The sequence below is a fragment of the Klebsiella sp. S69 genome (assembly GCF_016516145.1).
In the GTDB taxonomy this organism is placed as follows: domain Bacteria; phylum Pseudomonadota; class Gammaproteobacteria; order Enterobacterales; family Enterobacteriaceae; genus Klebsiella; species Klebsiella oxytoca.
The window spans coordinates 65,547-81,613 of the sequence record NZ_JACVUU010000011.1; the positions used below are offsets into that span (position 1 = coordinate 65,547).

Consider the following 16,067-nt stretch of genomic DNA (forward strand, 5'->3'; position numbering starts at 1 on the left):
TATGTTTCGTTTTACCTTAGTCTTTGTTGCGCTCCTGACGGCGGGCTGCGTCTCTCTCGATCCGAACTATGAGCGCCCGGCCGCGCCTGTGCCAGCGACCCTGCCGGGCAGCCACGGCGAGGCAACCGCGGTGGTCAGCGACTGGCAGCAGGTAGTGAATGACGCCCGCCTCAAAAAAGTGGTGAACATCGCGTTAACCAGCAACCGCGACGTGCAGAAAGCGCTGGCCGACATCGAAGCCGCGCGCGCCCAGTTTGGTGAAACCCGCGCCTCGCTGTTTCCGACCCTCGACGCCGAGCTGAGCCATACCCGCAGTAAAACGGTGGCCAGCGGTCTCACCTCGTCAGCGGAAGCCGACGGCGCGGTTTCCAGCTTCGAGCTGGATCTGTTTGGTAAGAACCAAAGCCTGACGCGCGCGGCGCGGGAAACCTGGCTTGCCAGCGAATTCACCGCTCAGAATACGCGTCTGACGATGATTGCCGATCTGACCACCGCGTGGATAACCCTCGCCGCGGACAACAGCAATCTGGCGCTGGCGCAGGAAACCATGGCCAGCGCGGAGAACTCGCGCAACATCGTCACCCGCCAGATGGAAGTCGGCACCGCCTCAGCTGGCGACCTGAGCGATGCGGAAAGCGTTTATCAGCAGGCGCGCGCCAGCGTCGCCAGCTACCGCACGCTGGTGGCGCAGGATAAAAACGCGCTCAACCTGCTGGCCGGAGAAACCGTGCCGGATAGCCTGCTGCCCGGCACCCTTGAAAGCCTTGGCGATCGTAGTATCACCCTGGTGCCGGCGGGCGTCTCTTCATCGGTACTGCTGCGCCGCCCGGATATCCAGGAAGCGGAGCATAATCTGAAGAGCGCTAACGCCGATATCGGCGCGGCGCGGGCCAACTTCTTCCCGTCCATCTCGTTGACCGCCAGCGCCGGGGTCGGCAGCGACTCGCTCTCGTCGCTGTTCAGCCACGGCATGCAGGTGTGGTCATTCGCGCCGTCCATCAGCCTGCCGCTGTTTACCGGCGGCAGCAACCTGGCGCAGCTGCGCTACGCTGAAGCGGAGAAAAAGGGTCTGATCGCCACCTATGAGAAGACCATTCAGAGCGCCTTTAAGGATGTCGCCGACGCGCTGGCGCGCCGGGAAACGCTCAGCGAACAGCTGGACGCGCAGAATAAATACGTCGCGGCGGAGCAGAAATCGCTGAATATTGCGATGAAGAGCTATCAGGCCGGGGTCGGAGATTATCTGTCGGTGCTGACCGCCCAGCGAACGCTGTGGTCGGCGCAGGCCACGCTGATCTCCCTCCAGCAGACCGATCTGGAAAACCGCATTACCCTCTGGCAGTCGCTGGGAGGCGGCGCCAGCTAACACTTTTGTCGGGCGGCAACGCCCGGTTTGATGACAAGGAGCTCGTTGATATGTCCCGAATTTCTCTCTCCTGGGTCGTGGTTCTCGGTTTGCTTAGCGCCATTGGGCCGCTGTGTACCGACTTCTATCTGCCCGCGCTGCCGGAAATCACCCAGCAGCTCAGCGCCACTGGCACGCAGACCCAGCTGTCGCTCACGGCGGCGCTGATTGGTCTCGGCCTTGGGCAGCTGTTTTTCGGCCCGCTGAGCGATCGCATTGGCCGTAAAAAGCCGCTGGCGCTCTCCCTGCTGCTGTTTATCTTCTCCTCGGCGATGTGCGCGATAACCTACGATATCCATATGCTGATCGCCTGGCGCTTTCTGCAGGGCTTCGCCGGCGCGGGCGGCTCGGTGCTGTCGCGCTCCATCGCCCGCGACAAGTATCAGGGCACTCTGCTGACCCAGTTTTTCGCCCTGCTGATGACCGTTAACGGCATTGCGCCGGTGCTTTCACCGGTACTCGGCGGCTGGATCATCACCGCCTTCGACTGGCGTATTCTGTTCTGGGCGATGGCGGCGATCGGCATTATTTTGCTGCTGCTCAGCCTGACGGTGCTGCACGAAACGCTGCCGGTTAAAAGCGCCGCCTCGGTTACGCAGCAGCAGGATGAGGCGCCGGTACTGAAAAACCGCCGCTTTATGCGCTACTGCCTGATTCAGGCCTTTATGATGGCCGGGCTATTTTCGTATATCGGCTCATCTTCGTTCGTTATCCAGAGCGAATATGCCATGAGCGCGATGCAGTTCAGCCTGCTGTTCGGCCTAAACGGCATCGGGCTGATTATCGCGGCGCTGATCTTTTCCCGCCTGGCACGCCGCTTCAGCGCCGAAGCCCTGCTGCGCGGCGGCCAGCTGCTGGCAGTGACGTTTGCCGCCATCACCCTGCTCTTCGCCTGGCTACCGCTGCCGACGCTGGCGCTGGTCGGCCTGTTTTTTACCGTTTCTATGATGAGCGGTATCAGCACCGTCGCCGGTGCGGAAGCGATGAATGCCATTAATGCCCGTCAATCCGGCACCGCGTCAGCCCTGATGGGCACGCTGATGTTTGTGTTCGGCGGTATTGCCGCGCCGCTGGCCGGACTCGGCGGCGAAACGATGCTCAAAATGAGTTTCGCGATGAGCCTTTGCTATCTGGCCGCGCTGCTGATTGGCCTGAAAAAGCCGCGGCCCACGGTATAATCTTCTCCGGCGGTAATAAAAAATTCCAATTTTATTACCGCCATCTTTCCCGCCAGTGCTGAAATCACCTATTATTTCTTCAACACCAATCGTGATAACCTTCACAGGAAAGGAATAATTAATTCCTTATACTGCCCGCCACTGTGAATAAAGAGGTTCCTATGAGTATCGACCTGAGCAAACTGCTGACCGAGCGCCGCAACGCCAATAGCGTCAACATTGATACCCTTTCCACCGAAGAGATGCTGACGGTGATTAACCAGGAAGATCGGAAGGTGGCCCACGCCATTACCCCCTATCTGCCGCAAATTGCCCAGGTCGTGGATAACGTCGCGGCGGCGCTGCAGGCGGGAGGGCGCCTGATTTACATTGGCGCGGGTACTTCCGGTCGCCTGGGGATCCTTGATGCCAGCGAGTGCCCGCCGACCTTCGGTACCCGACCGGAGCAGGTGGTGGGCATTATCGCGGGGGGTCATAAAGCGATCCTGAGCGCCGTGGAAAACGTCGAAGACAACAAAGCCCAAGGGGCGATGGATTTGCAGAACCTGAACTTTAGCAGCCGCGACATACTGGTCGGCCTGGCCGCCAGCGGACGCACGCCGTACGTCATCGGCGCGATGGAGTATGCCCATAGCCAGAGCGCTTTTGTCGCCATCGTCAGCTGTAACCCGCACGGCGAAATGGCCCAACTGGCGGACGTCGCCATTACGCCGGTCGTGGGTCCGGAAGTGGTGACCGGCTCAACGCGCCTGAAGGCGGGCACCGCGCAGAAGCTGGTGCTGAATATGATTTCCACCGGGGCGATGATTCGCATCGGCAAGGTTTACAGCAATCTGATGGTGGACGTTGAAGCGACCAACGCCAAGCTTATCGAGCGCCAGGTGTCCATCGTCATGGAAGCGACCGAATGCGATCGCGCTACCGCCCAGAGCGCGCTGGAAGCCTGCGATCGCCACTGCAAAACGGCGATTGTGATGGTGCTGGCTGATTTAAGCGCCGCGGAGGCTCAGGCGCTGCTGGCAAAAAATAACGGCTATATCCGCAAGGCGCTGAGCCACTCCTGACCGCTGACTCACGGGGAATCTGCAATGGCGAAAATAAATAAAGAGATGATAGCGCGGATCCTGCAGCACGTGGGCGGAGCCGGGAATGTCGCGCAGGCGGGCAACTGTATGACCCGGCTGCGCCTGACCCTACGCGATGAATCACGGGCCGACAGCGCCGCCATCCGTCAGATTGACGGCGTGATGGGAGTTATCGTTAGCGATGAACAGTTCCAGGTCGTCCTTGGGCCCGGCAAGGCGCAAAGCGCGGCGGAAATGATGAACGCGTTACTGGAAGACGCGCCGGCGGAGGCGCCATCGCTGGCCGACGTCGCCGCCGAAAAGAAACAGGCGCTGAAGAGCAAGCAAACCAGCGGCATTCAAAAATTCCTCGCGAAATTCGCTACTATTTTCACCCCACTCATTCCCGGTTTTATCGCCGTCGGCCTGCTGCTGGGGTTCGCCACTTTGGCGGAGCAGATATTCGTCCTTGAAAACGCGCATCCGAATGCGACGCTGCTGGCGCTGATCGGCTACATGAAGGTGTTCAGCAAGGGAATGTTTACCTTCCTGAGCATCCTGATCGGCTATAACGCCCAGAAAGCTTTCGGCGGCTCCGGAGTCAACGGAGCGATCATCGCTGCGCTGTTTGTCCTCGGCTATAACCCGGAAGCCACCAGCGGCTTCTATTCCGGAATTTCGACCTTCTTCGGCCACGGTATTGACCCGCGCGGCAATATTATCGGCGTACTGATCGCCTCGATTATCGGCGCGTGGGTGGAGAAGCAGGTGCGACGCTTCATGCCTGCCAACCTCGATATGATCCTCACCTCGGCGGTGACGCTGCTGATCATGGGCGCGATAACGTTTACCGTTATTATGCCGATCGGCGGCTGGCTGTTTACCGGGATGTCATGGCTGTTTTTGCACCTTAACGGTAACCCGTTCGGATCTGCGGTTTTGGCCGGCCTGTTCCTGCTGGCGGTGATATTCGGCGTCCATCAGGGCTTCGTGCCGGTCTATTTCGCGCTGGTGGATGCGCAGGGGTTTAACTCGCTGTTTCCGATACTGGCCATGGCCGGGGCCGGACAGGTTGGCGCGGCGCTGGCGCTTTTCTGGCGGGCGAAGCACGGTTCTCTGCTGCGCACGCAGATTAAAGGGGCAATTATCCCCGGCTTCCTCGGTATCGGCGAACCGCTGATTTACGGCGTCACGCTGCCGCGTATGAAGCCGTTTATCACCGCCTGTCTCGGCGGCGCTTGCGGCGGTTTCTTTCTCGGGCTCATCGCCTGGATGGGGCTGCCGGTTGGCCTGAATACGGTATTTGGCCCGTCCGGGCTGGTGGCGCTGCCGCTGATGACCTCCGGCAGCGGGATCTACGCCGGTATGGCGGTGTATGCCGCCGGGCTGGCGGTCTCTTATCTCTGCGGATTTGCCCTCACCTGGCTGTTCGGCAGTAAAAACGTTGATTTAAGCTAAGACGTGCGCCCGGCGCATAAAAATTGAATGTTTTTTAACCCGCCGAATGGCGGGTTTATTTATTTCTGTGTAATCTACACGTGTAGATTACACAGGAGATTCCCTATGCCAGCCGCAAAACGCAATAAGCAGAACGTCAGCGTGACACTGGACCCTGGCCTGGTCAAACAGGCTCGTGAGGTCGGCATCAATCTGTCTCTAACGTTGACTAACGCTCTAAAAAGCGAAATCCACAGCCTCGAAATAGCCCGCTGGCAAAAAGAAAATGCCCTGGCAATCGACTACCTCAATAATTTAACTGAGGAAAATGGACTTCTCTCTGATGAATACAGGACGTTCTAAATATGCAGTATTACGTTTATAAGAATACAGGTCGAATTGCTGCGTATCCTTACCTCCTTGATGTACAGAGTGACATTATCGGCGAGCGCAATACTCGGGTTGTGATTCCACTGTTTCCACTGAAAAACTATAAAGGTCCACGCGCCGATCGTTTAACACCGCTTGTCACCGTAGAAGGGGAAGAATACGTCGTGATGACTCACGAACTCGCCAGCATCCCACATCGTGTTCTGGGTGAAGAGGTTTGTAATCTGAATCACCAGCGCGAAGTCGTTAAAGCTTCAATGGATTTTCTTTTCGACGGGATCTAACTCGCTACCAGCTTACGCGTCAGATCGCCAAACCCAACGGTCTTCCGCCGCAAGGGGCACGCAAATACTCCCACTACCATTTCCTGCCCCGCTACCGGGACGCGCTCATGCTATGATGCCCCCTTTGCGATATTTCACCTGAGGGAAAGATGGGCTCCAGCAAAAAAGGGATGCTTAACGTACTGATCGCCGCCGTGCTGTGGGGCAGTTCCGGCGTCTGCGCGCAATATATTATGCAGCAAAGTCAGATGTCATCGCCGTTTCTGACCATGACGCGCCTGCTGTTCGCCGGTCTGATTCTTCTGATGCTCTCGTTCGTTCACGGCGATAAAATTTTCCGCGTCCTGCAAAATCGCCAGGACGCTATCAGTTTGCTGATTTTTTCGCTGTTCGGGGCGCTCACCGTGCAGTACACCTTTCTGATGACCATCGAGAAATCAAACGCCGCCACCGCGACGGTGCTGCAGTTCCTGTCACCGACAATTATCGTTGCGTGGTTTGCCATCGCCCGCAAAACGCGCCCCAGTCCGCTGGTGCTGGCGGCCATCGGTACCTCGCTGGCGGGCACATTTCTGCTGGTGACCCACGGCAATCCGACAACGCTGTCGATTTCTCCCGCAGCGCTGTTCTGGGGGATTGCTTCGGCATTTGCCGCCGCGTTCTACACGACATATCCATCGACGCTGATTGCCCGCTACGGCACCCTGCCGATTGTCGGCTGGAGCATGCTGCTCGGCGGCGCCATGCTGCTGCCATTCTACGCCGGACAGGGCAACCATTTTGTGGTGACCGGCGGCCTGCTGCTGGCCTTTTTCTACCTGGTGGTTATTGGCACCTCGCTGACATTCAGCCTCTACCTGAACGGCGCGCAGAAGATTGGCGGCGCGAAGGCGGGGATCCTCAGCTGCGCGGAGCCGCTGAGTAGCGCCCTGCTCTCGCTGCTGCTGCTCGGCATTACCTTTAGCCTGCCGGACTGGCTGGGCACGCTGCTGATTCTCTCGTCGGTGGTGCTGATCGCCATGGATTCGCGGCGGCGGGTGAAAACAGGCTGACAATTATCTGGCCGGAGATGCTGCGACCTGAGTTTGCAGCATCTTCAGATCGTCATCCGACAGCTCACAAACCACCTGCACCAGCTCGCGCTCAAATCCCTGTTCCAGACATGAACGAGCAATACGCAACGCTTCTTCTTGTCTACCCTCTTGTTTACCTTCTAACTTGCCCTCTAACTTGCCCTCCAACTTGCCTTCTTGTCTCCCTTCCTGCCGTAGCCTTTCCGCAATCGTCATGAGTACCTCCTTATGTTGAGGAACGCGCCGCTCGACCTCGTGAAGAAATTCACCAAAATGAGGCGCATCACCACACTGCAGCATGTAATTAAACAGCGCTTTCAACTGGCTGTCATTAGCGCAACCTTTAACCAACAGCTCTGCTAATCGCTCCACCAGGCCAAGTAAATCGCGCTGGCGAATATGCTTTTGAATCAGCTCCAGCAACGCTACACGCCGGTGCTGCATAATGTCGTCATCCGGCACCACCGTAATATCCACCAGTGGGAAAGCGGCGGCATAAAGTCGTCGCGCTGTCTGCGTATCGGTAAACTCATCCAGCCAGCAAAGCGAGAAGGGATAAGGGCTTTTCGCGCCGTGATAAAACAGCATCGGCACCACCAGCGGCAGCGTTTTATGCCCGGCATCCAGATGACGCTGCATCGCCGCCAGCGCGTAGCGCATCAGCCTGAATGCCATATGCGCATCCGGCGTGCTCTGGTGTTCAATCACCACGTAGATATAGCCATCACCGCCGCTGGTTTTTAGCGACCACAGCACGTCGGAGTAGCTGGCGCGTAAATTCGCTTCAATAAAGCTGCCTGACTCCAGCCTGAGCGTTTGCAGATCGCATAGCTGGCGCAGCGACGCGGGAAGATGAATGTCGATAAAATCCCTGGCGCACTCGGGATGCGATAAAAACTGCTTAAAAACCGCGTCGTGCGGCGTCGAGGAGGTTCCTTTTTTCATCATTCTCCGCCATCCCTGAAACGCAATGGCAGAAATATATCCATCAAAAGAAAGGGGGGCATCTGCGCATCTGCGGCTTTGCTTGCCGGTACGGAAGATAAATTTCAGCGGCTGAAACGGATGCATTTTTGCGGAAACCGGCACGCAAAATGGTTATTTCGGGAATGTGTCTATAGTTAGAAAAACCCTTTAATAAAAATAAGGATATCCATGATGAAGAGAATGAGTATTGCGCTTTCGCTGGCAGCCAGCCTGATGCTACCCCATCTGGCCACAGCCGCGCCGCTCTCCGGACTGAAGTTTGAACAGCAGAAGCAGCAGATCGTGAAGGATGTGAGGAAAAACTGCCCTGCCAGCAGCGCGCTGGATGATACGCAGTTTGCTAACCGCGTGCTGGAATCAGCGGAAAATAAGACCGCCGTACAAAGCGCGACGCGGGCGCTGGATAAAAACAACAGCGCCGCTTATCAGAAGGCCATTAGCGGCATTCAGTGCCCAACGCCCTGATTCCGGCGGCGGGTTGGACGCCATCAGCGGTTCGGGATGATCAAATCCCCGCGCAGCGGGCTACTGCCGAGCATTTGCGTCTTCTCGGTCAGCCAGTTGACTATCCGGCTGGCCATCGCGTCCATTGAATATTCAATCGCCGGGATAGTCGGAATACCGGGCAGCTGTAACGAGCCCGCCAGGCTGAATACCATGACTTTTTCCGGCACCGCGCGGTTAAATGCCTGGAGCTGCGGCACCACCAACTGCGCCTGCTGCTCGTTGGCAACCAATAACGCATTGAAGTTCAAGGTTGTTGCGTTATTCACCAGCTCCTGCACCGCTACGGATGGCGAATGACTGTCGAGAAAAACCAGGTTGCGATTAAACGGCAGAAAATTCTTTTCCAGCGCGTGCTTATAGCCCAGCAGGACCTGGTCTGCAAAGCCGCTGCCCTGCGGGTGGATAAGCGCAATCTGCCTGCGCCCCTGGCTTATCAGATAGTTACAGGCCGTTTCCGCCGCGAATGCGTGGTCAAAATGAATACTGTTCGCCCCTTCGCTTTCCAGACAGTCGATCAGCACCACGTCAGGACGGTCGATATTGAGCGGAAACCGGGCGCCGATAATCAGCACGTTGTCGCATAAACCGCAGGTTAACTCTTCCAGAGAGTGCAGCACCCTACCGCGGCTGTTGGCAAAACGCAGCAGCAGATGCTTCTGGTGCTGGCTGAGCTGCTTTTCCAGCGCATAGAGATAGCTGGTGGTTTGATTGATGTTGTCCTGGGCGCAGATCACGCCGATGCAGCCGGTGGTCTGACTCAGTAAAGATTGCGCTATCATGTTCGGCCGGTAGTTGAGTTCTTCCGCCGCCTGTAATACCGCCTGCCGGCTGGCTTCCTTTACGCCGCGCGAACCGCTCAACACCCGAGAGACTGTGGCTTTAGATACCCCAGCTAATCGTGATACATCGTTGATAGTAGACATTATTTTCCCCTGACAGGGCTAATCCGATCCCCGTAAATCCATAAACCTGAATCGCTTCAATAATAACCAGCGGCAGTATATCCGTTTCCTTTTTTATTTGGAAACCGATTTTCCGTTTCGCGGAAAAACGTAGCAAAAATCACGAAAATCTGTGAGCCAAATCTAATTAACACACCCTTTGACTGATGGATCTTGACGGTTATCACAGTTATGTTTTTTATAAATGGAAACCGGTTTCCGTCTGATATCAAATCATCCACGCAATAACTTTTTACATTTTGAGGATGATCGTCGATGTACAAGATTATGCTGTGCTGCTCTGCCGGGATGTCCACCAGTCTGTTGGTCAGAAAGATGGTCGATGCCGCGAAGGAACGCGCCCTGCCGGTGCAGATTGATGCCTATGGAGTTTCCGAATTTGATATGCAGTTTCCGCAGTACCAGGTGGTGCTTCTTGGGCCCCAGGTGAAGTACATGTTGAAAACCTTATCTGAGAAAGCCGCGCCCCTGAATATTCCGGTCCAGCCAATTAACACCATGGATTACGGGATGCAGCGGGGAGACAACGTTCTGGATTATGCCCTGTCGCTGATCGAAGCGCATTAAGAGGTGTACAAATGAGTTCTCTGTATCAGTCCATGATTGCCGTGATCGAGCAATCAATTACCCCGCTGGCAGGACGCCTTGGACAGCAGAAATACGTTATCGCGATTCGCGATGGTTTCACTGCCGCATTGCCGTTTATGATCATCGGCTCATTCATGCTGGTATTTATCTTTCCGCCTTTTTCGCCGGATACCACTAACGGTTTCGCCCGCGGCTGGCTGGACTTCTCCCAGCAGTATCGCGAACAGCTGATGCTGCCGTTTAACCTCAGCATGGGCGTGATGACGTTCTTTATTTCGGTGGGAATCGGCGCCAGCCTGGGACGCCAGTTCCAGCTCGATCCGGTGATGTCCGGTCTGCTGGCGTTTATGGCTTTCTTACTGGTTGCCGCGCCGTATGCCGACGGCAAAATCTCCACCCAGTATCTCTCTGGTCAGGGTATTTTCACCGCTTTGATCACCGCTATCTACTCTACCCGCGTTTACGCCTGGCTGAAGCAGAACAACATTACGATTCGTCTGCCGAAAGAGGTGCCGACCGGCGTCGCGCGCTCGTTCGAAATCCTTATCCCGGTGCTGGTGGTGATCGCGACACTGCATCCGCTGAATCTGTTTATCGAAGCGCAGACCGGTATGATTCTGCCGCAGGCGATTATGCACCTGCTGGAGCCGCTGGTTTCCGCCTCTGACTCTCTGCCGGCGATAATGCTGTCGGTGCTGATGTGTCAGATTTTCTGGTTCGCCGGGATCCACGGCTCGCTGATCGTGACCGGCATTATGAACCCCTTCTGGATGGCCAACCTGTCGGCGAACCAGGCAGCGCTGGCGGCCGGCGCGGCTCTGCCCCATGTCTATCTGCAGGGTTTCTGGGACCACTATCTGCTGATTGGCGGCGTCGGCTCCACGCTTCCGCTGGCCTTCCTGCTGCTGCGTAGCCGCGTAGCTCACCTGCGCACCATTGGCAAAATGGGTATCGTTCCGAGCTTCTTTAATATCAATGAACCGATTCTGTTCGGTGCGCCGATAATCATGAACCCGATGATGTTTATCCCGTTCGTCTTTGTCCCGATGATTAACGCCGTTCTGGCTTACGGTGCGACGCGCCTCGGCTGGCTCAGCCAGGTCGTTTCGCTGACCCCGTGGACGACCCCGGCCCCTATCGGTGCATCCTGGGCTGCAAACTGGACGCTAAGCCCGGTGGTGATGTGCTTAATTTGCATGGTGATGTCAGCGGTAATTTATCTGCCATTCCTCCGCGCCTATGAACGCTCATTAATGAAAACTGAAGTCGAAAAAGCCAAAGCTGCGGTGCCGGTTGCCGAAACGGTCAGCCAATAATTAACTCATATATTTAATAGCATATTTATCATGACGGCATAAATAATGCGGAAAAGGGACTTTCACTGCATTATTTAAATAATAAGGTTAATGACCTCAGGAACTATTATGATTGAACTAGAAGATGCGGTAATGGAAATTATCGTTAATGCGGGACAGTCACGCTCATTATGTTTTGAAGCGCTGCATTGTGCCCGTAGCGGTAATATAGATGAAGCGCGCTTGCTGCTGAATGAAGCCGATGGCTACGCCCGCCGGGCGCACCAGATGCAAACCCAGCTTATCGCGCAGGATGCGGGCCAAGCGCGCCAGCCGATGACCCTCATTATGGTGCATGCTCAGGACCATCTGATGAATTCGCTGCTCGCGCGTGAATTTTCAGAAGAGCTTATTCATTTATACCAGCGTTAATTTATATCAATATTTAGCAACTGTACCCGGAATAAATAAACCAGCTTATCCTGGCGGGATAGCTATTATCTAAATATATAAATTACTAAAAGCGAGATAATGATGAAAACTGTAAAAATACTGCCATTAACCATGGCGGTCGTCGCCGCGCTGTGCCCAGTTTCCGTATTTGCACAAGAATTTACTCAGGAACAGATCGACGCCATTGTCGCCAAAGCCGTCGATAAAGCCCTGGCCGAACGCCAGGCGAAAATCGATGCCGCCGCCGATAAAAAAGTGGACGTCATTACCAACCCACAGACCACCGCAGCCACGCCGGATATGGCGATCCCCTTCGGCCTGAAGTTCAGCGGCTACGCCCGCTACGGCGCGCAGTTCCAGACCGGCGATCAGAAGTTTGTCGGCGTGGATGGTTCCTATAACGGCGCCTCCGCGATCGGTCGTTTAGGCAACGAAGGCAACGGCGGCGAATTTCAGATAACCAAAGCCTTTAAGAGCAGTCAAGGCGCGATCTGGGATATCAACGTCATGTTTGACCACTGGAGCGACGAAGTTAACCTGAAAAAAGCCTACGTCGGCGTTACCAACGTGCTGGAGTCTAACCCCAACGCCTATATCTGGGCCGGCCGCGACTTCCATCAGCGCCCGCAACAGGGGATTAACGACTACTTCTGGATGAACCACGACGGCCAGGGCGCCGGGGTGAAAAACTTTGATATCGGCGGCGTACAGTTTGACGTGGCGGCGGTGTCGCAGGTGGAATCCTGTAGCCCGGAAGTGATGGCCGACGAAGCGAACCCGTCGCGCATCACCTGTACAGGCGGCTCCGGAACCGGCGATGATGGCCACTATGCGCTGACCACTAAAACCCATAATCTTAAAGCCGGGCCGATCGACGTTGAGGTTTACGCCAACTACGGTTTCGATTCGAAAGCGGTAGACAGCGACGAGCGTCTCGAAGCCTGGCAGGGCGGGCTGGTGCTGAGCCACACCAACGACAGCGGCGTCAATAAAGTGATTCTGCGCTACTCCGACAACTCGGATAACAGCGTCTATAACAAGACCGACGATCTCACCGCTATCTATGTCAGCTTTGAAGGGCTGCATAAATTCACCCAGCAGGCGCAGATCGAATATCTGCTGGCCTTCCACGACTATGACAACGGTAAAGACAATACCGACAATCGTAAAAACTACGGCGCCATTGTCCGTCCGATGTATTTCTGGAACGATGTCCACTCCACCTGGCTGGAAGCGGGCTATCAGCGCGTCGATTACGACCAGGGCGGCGATAACCACGGCTGGAAGCTGACGCTGTCGCAGAATATCGCCATCGGTATGGGGCCGGAGTTCCGCCCGATGCTGCGCTTCTACGTGACCGGCGGTCAGGTAGATAACAAGCGCACCGCAAAGGTCAACGGCACCAAAGACGAACAGCTGGATTCGCTGAACGTTGGCGGCATGTTTGAAGCGTGGTTCTAAGCTTGTGAAGCCGTCCCGGATGGCGGCTGTCGCCTTATCCGGGCTAGCGTACCGCAGACAACGGTGAACCTGTAGCCCGGCTAAGCGCAGCGCGAGCCGGGAAGAAGCCGCATCGATATATTTATCCCGGCGTATTCACCGGGTGGCGGCGTAACGCCTTACCCGGGCTTCCCTACCGAGCAACGGTGAATCCGTCGCCCGATGTGATGATTACCTCTGGCTCATCCGGCGGGCAATGCGCTCAAGCTTAATCATCAGCAGCAGCGTGATGCCCACCAGCACGATGGTCAGCGCCGAACCATCGGCAATATTGCCGCGATCGGTGAGGCTGAAAATCGTCACCGGCAGCGTCGTCCAGCCCGGCGGATAGATCATCACCGTCGCGCCCAGCTCCCCCATCGACAGCGACAGGCTCAGCGCCAGCGCGGAGATCATCCACGGAGCCATGAGCGGCAGCGTGACATGGCGCAGGCGATACCACGGCGATGCCCCGAGGCTGGAGGCGACGCTTTCAATATCGGCGGAAATCCGCGTCAGACCGGTGGAGACGTTGCTGAAGGTAAACGCAGAAATCAGCACGAAGTGCGCCGCCAGCACGATCCAGAAAGTACCGTTCATTTGTAGCGGCCCCTGGCTGAAAGCCACCAGAATGCCTAAACCCACCGATACCGAAGGAATGGCGCTCGGTAAATAGAACGCCAGCCCAAGATATTTTTGCAGCTTCGCGCCGTGCTGGCGCAGAGCCAGCGCAGCCCACGTGCCGCACAGCAGAGCGAGCAGGCTGGCGCAAAATCCAACCATCAGGCTGGAAAAGAGCGCATCCCACGCAGCCCCGCGAAAGGCGTTCACAAAGTGCCCAAGGGTAAAACCGGACGGCAGCAGGCCGTTCCACTGCTGGCTCAGGCTGGACATCAAAATCACCGCCAGCGGCAGGAAGAAGAATCCGGCAAACAGCGTTGCCGCCAGCGCGCCCGCCGCCGCGCGGCCTTTACGCGACCAAATCAACATCGTTAGCTCCTCACGCCGGTACGCGCGGCGGCCAGGCGATAGATTATAAACAGTCCCAGCGACAGCAGAATATTTATCAGGGCAATCATGCAGGCCTGGCTGTAATCCGATTCGAGAATAGCCTTGCTGTACACCATCATCGGCAGCGTATTCACACCTTTGGCGCCGATAAACAGTACGATGCCGAACTCGTTAGTCGTCAGCAGCAGGCACAGGCTACCGCCCGCCATCAGCGCCGGCAGCGCCGCCGGGAAAATCACCTGGCCGATAACCCGCAGCGGATGCGCGCCGAGAATACTCGCCGCCTCTAGCTGGCTTTTATCAATCTGCCGCAACCCGGCCATCAGCGGACGCATCACCAGAGGCGTGAAAACGGTGATTTCCGCCAGAATCACGCCCTGAATGGAATAAAGAAAATCGATCGGCGGCAGTTCGAAAGACAATAGCGACATTAGCGCACCATTCAGCAAACCCGCGGAGCCGTAGATAAAAGTAAACGCCAGGGTAATGAGAAAGGTCGGCAGGGCAATAAAGGTATCAATCACCCGGCTGATCAACTGGCTGCCGGGAAAGGGAATAAACACCAGAATCAGCGCCAGGATGCTGCCGAGCAGCAGGCAGCCCAGGGTGGCGAAGACCGCGATTTGCATCGTATTGAGCAACGCGTTGATAAAGCGCCGGGATCCCACGACCTGCCAGAAGGTTTCAAGGCTCAGGTGACCGCTGGCATCACGTAGCGCCTGTTCGCCGATCAGCAGCAGCGGGTAGAAAAACAGGGTCGCCAGCACCAGCAGCGGCGGCAGAAGCCACAGTAAGGGCCGCAGCTGAACAGAGCGACGCGGGAGCGTTAGGATCTGCGACATTATGACACCTCAATCAGGACCGCATCGTTGGGTTCAAAATAGAGCGCCAGCCTGTCGCCGGCCCGCGGCAGCGGATCCACGTGGGTCATCACAATGCGCACCGCCTCCCCGGCCACGTCGCATAGCAGGTGGGTCAAATCGCCCTGCCAGTGCACCGACTGCAGGGTAGCGTTAAGCCGGTTGCTGGTGGCCGTTCGCGGCACGAGGCTCATATGCTGCGGACGAATACACAGCAGCTTATTATTGCCGTGCTGACCGCCGCGGCTGAAAGCGGTAATCAATCCACCGCCGCAGCTGATGCTGACCAGGCCAGGCCCTGCGGTATCTTTCAGCGCCGTCGCCTGCAGGATATTGGCACGTCCGAGAAACTCGGCGGTGAAACGATTAGGCGGATAGTGGTAAAGCTGATGGGTTTCGCCATGGGCAATGAGCGAGCCGTCTTTCATGATGCCAATCTTGTCCGCCAGGGTCAGGGCTTCGGTCTGATCGTGGGTAACGTAGAGAATTGTGAGTTCCGGCAGTTCGCGGTGCAGGCGGGCAATTTCCTCCACCATGTTGTGACGGATTTGCGCATCCAGCGCCGAGAGCGGCTCATCAAGCAGCAAGACCCGCGGACGTACGGCGATGGCGCGGGCAATCGCGACGCGCTGCTGCTGGCCGCCGGATAGCTGGTGCGGATAGCGGCTGGCGTAATCCGCCATGCCGACGATTTTCAGGGCGTCTTTGACGCGTGCAGCTATCTCCGTTTTCGGCTGCTTCTGCGCCCGCAGGCCGAAGGCGACGTTATCTTCTACCTTCATATGCGGAAACAGGGCGTAGTTTTGCACCACCATGCCAAGGCCGCGTTGATACGGCGGCAGGTGGGTGACATCCGTGTCGCCCAGCAAAATCCGCCCGCCCGCCGGCTGTACAAATCCGGCTATCGCCCGCAGCACCGTGGTTTTTCCGGATCCGGATGGACCGATCAGCGCCAGCACTTCACCCGGTTCAATAGTTAAGGTCAGCGGCTTCAGCACCACGTTGCCGTGATAAGAAACGCGCAGCGAGTCGAGAGTGATCCCGGACGTTCCCGTCGATGACGGGGGATGAGCGACGGTCGTTTTCATTAACAT

The 16,067-nt window shown here is 56.8% G+C and carries 17 protein-coding genes; 12 read left to right on the forward strand and 5 right to left on the reverse strand.

The genetic code is table 11. The features are described from left to right. Nucleotide 1: 1 nt before the first annotated feature. The 7 genes from IAE27_RS12460 to IAE27_RS12490 all read left to right on the forward strand — a co-directional run bounded on the left by IAE27_RS12460 (nucleotide 2) and on the right by IAE27_RS12490 (nucleotide 6,810). Nucleotides 2-1,366 carry an efflux transporter outer membrane subunit gene (locus IAE27_RS12460; protein ID WP_004107033.1) on the forward strand — a complete coding sequence of 455 codons (1,365 nt, stop codon included), beginning with the start codon at nucleotides 2-4 and terminating at the stop codon, nucleotides 1,364-1,366. Nucleotides 1,367-1,416: 50 nt separating this feature from the next. Beyond that, on the forward strand, nucleotides 1,417-2,583 hold the full coding sequence (locus IAE27_RS12465; protein WP_004107034.1) for a multidrug effflux MFS transporter: 1,167 nt from the start codon (nucleotides 1,417-1,419) through the stop codon (nucleotides 2,581-2,583). Nucleotides 2,584-2,744: 161 nt separating this feature from the next. Continuing rightward, nucleotides 2,745-3,647, forward strand: a complete 903-nt coding sequence (gene murQ, locus IAE27_RS12470) for an N-acetylmuramic acid 6-phosphate etherase (protein ID WP_134883454.1) — start codon at nucleotides 2,745-2,747, stop codon at nucleotides 3,645-3,647. 24 nt (nucleotides 3,648-3,671) lie between these two features. Further along, the gene (gene murP / locus IAE27_RS12475) at nucleotides 3,672-5,105 is read left to right on the forward strand and encodes a PTS N-acetylmuramic acid transporter subunit IIBC (protein WP_200092492.1); all 1,434 of its coding nucleotides are present in this window, start codon (nucleotides 3,672-3,674) and stop codon (nucleotides 5,103-5,105) included. Between the two features lie 105 nt (nucleotides 5,106-5,210). Continuing rightward, a complete protein-coding gene (locus tag IAE27_RS12480) occupies nucleotides 5,211-5,447 on the forward strand; it encodes a type II toxin-antitoxin system CcdA family antitoxin (RefSeq protein WP_064344020.1) in 237 nt (78 codons plus the stop codon). Between the two features lie 2 nt (nucleotides 5,448-5,449). Continuing rightward, a complete protein-coding gene (locus tag IAE27_RS12485; protein WP_064344021.1) occupies nucleotides 5,450-5,758 on the forward strand; it encodes a CcdB family protein in 309 nt (102 codons plus the stop codon). A gap of 149 nt (nucleotides 5,759-5,907) precedes the next feature. Further along, a complete protein-coding gene (locus IAE27_RS12490) occupies nucleotides 5,908-6,810 on the forward strand; it encodes a DMT family transporter (RefSeq protein ID WP_004107039.1) in 903 nt (300 codons plus the stop codon). A 3-nt stretch (nucleotides 6,811-6,813) separates the two neighbouring features. Here IAE27_RS12490 and IAE27_RS12495 read toward each other — a convergent pair whose 3' ends face one another. Continuing rightward, entirely contained in the window at nucleotides 6,814-7,776 is a 963-nt protein-coding gene (locus IAE27_RS12495; protein WP_070556540.1) for an Rpn family recombination-promoting nuclease/putative transposase, read from the reverse strand. A gap of 210 nt (nucleotides 7,777-7,986) precedes the next feature. Between IAE27_RS12495 and IAE27_RS12500 the strand changes: the two genes are divergently transcribed. Continuing rightward, nucleotides 7,987-8,283: a YicS family protein gene (locus IAE27_RS12500; RefSeq protein ID WP_224250553.1), complete on the forward strand. Its 297-nt coding sequence runs from the start codon at nucleotides 7,987-7,989 to the stop codon at nucleotides 8,281-8,283. Between the two features lie 23 nt (nucleotides 8,284-8,306). On the opposite strand, the gene IAE27_RS12505 is transcribed toward IAE27_RS12500, so the two are convergent. Then, complete coding sequence (locus IAE27_RS12505) at nucleotides 8,307-9,248, reverse strand: LacI family DNA-binding transcriptional regulator (protein ID WP_064344024.1); 942 nt, start codon at nucleotides 9,246-9,248, stop codon at nucleotides 8,307-8,309. A gap of 294 nt (nucleotides 9,249-9,542) precedes the next feature. Here IAE27_RS12505 and IAE27_RS12510 point away from each other — a divergent pair, with 294 nt between their 5' ends. From IAE27_RS12510 to IAE27_RS12525, 4 genes are all read left to right on the forward strand, one after another. Then, nucleotides 9,543-9,854 carry a PTS sugar transporter subunit IIB gene (locus IAE27_RS12510; protein WP_004107048.1) on the forward strand — a complete coding sequence of 104 codons (312 nt, stop codon included), beginning with the start codon at nucleotides 9,543-9,545 and terminating at the stop codon, nucleotides 9,852-9,854. 11 nt (nucleotides 9,855-9,865) lie between these two features. Beyond that, nucleotides 9,866-11,191, forward strand: coding sequence for a PTS sugar transporter subunit IIC (locus IAE27_RS12515; protein ID WP_070556475.1), 1,326 nt, complete (start codon nucleotides 9,866-9,868; stop codon nucleotides 11,189-11,191). A 108-nt stretch (nucleotides 11,192-11,299) separates the two neighbouring features. Beyond that, the gene (locus IAE27_RS12520; RefSeq protein WP_004107064.1) at nucleotides 11,300-11,602 is read left to right on the forward strand and encodes a PTS lactose/cellobiose transporter subunit IIA; all 303 of its coding nucleotides are present in this window, start codon (nucleotides 11,300-11,302) and stop codon (nucleotides 11,600-11,602) included. Between the two features lie 102 nt (nucleotides 11,603-11,704). Further along, nucleotides 11,705-13,084: a carbohydrate porin gene (locus tag IAE27_RS12525; RefSeq protein ID WP_070556477.1), complete on the forward strand. Its 1,380-nt coding sequence runs from the start codon at nucleotides 11,705-11,707 to the stop codon at nucleotides 13,082-13,084. Nucleotides 13,085-13,294: 210 nt separating this feature from the next. On the opposite strand, the gene phnV is transcribed toward IAE27_RS12525, so the two are convergent. From phnV to phnT, 3 genes are read right to left on the reverse strand one after another with little or no spacing between them, the layout of a single operon-like run. Then, nucleotides 13,295-14,092: a 2-aminoethylphosphonate ABC transport system, membrane component PhnV gene (phnV, locus tag IAE27_RS12530; protein WP_070556479.1), complete on the reverse strand. Its 798-nt coding sequence runs from the start codon at nucleotides 14,090-14,092 to the stop codon at nucleotides 13,295-13,297. Between the two features lie 2 nt (nucleotides 14,093-14,094). Continuing rightward, nucleotides 14,095-14,955, reverse strand: coding sequence for a 2-aminoethylphosphonate ABC transporter permease subunit (gene phnU / locus IAE27_RS12535; protein ID WP_070556481.1), 861 nt, complete (start codon nucleotides 14,953-14,955; stop codon nucleotides 14,095-14,097). Continuing rightward, the gene (gene phnT / locus IAE27_RS12540; protein WP_070556542.1) at nucleotides 14,955-16,067 is read right to left on the reverse strand and encodes a 2-aminoethylphosphonate ABC transport system ATP-binding subunit PhnT; all 1,113 of its coding nucleotides are present in this window, start codon (nucleotides 16,065-16,067) and stop codon (nucleotides 14,955-14,957) included. The genes phnU and phnT overlap by 1 nt, the downstream gene beginning before the upstream one ends.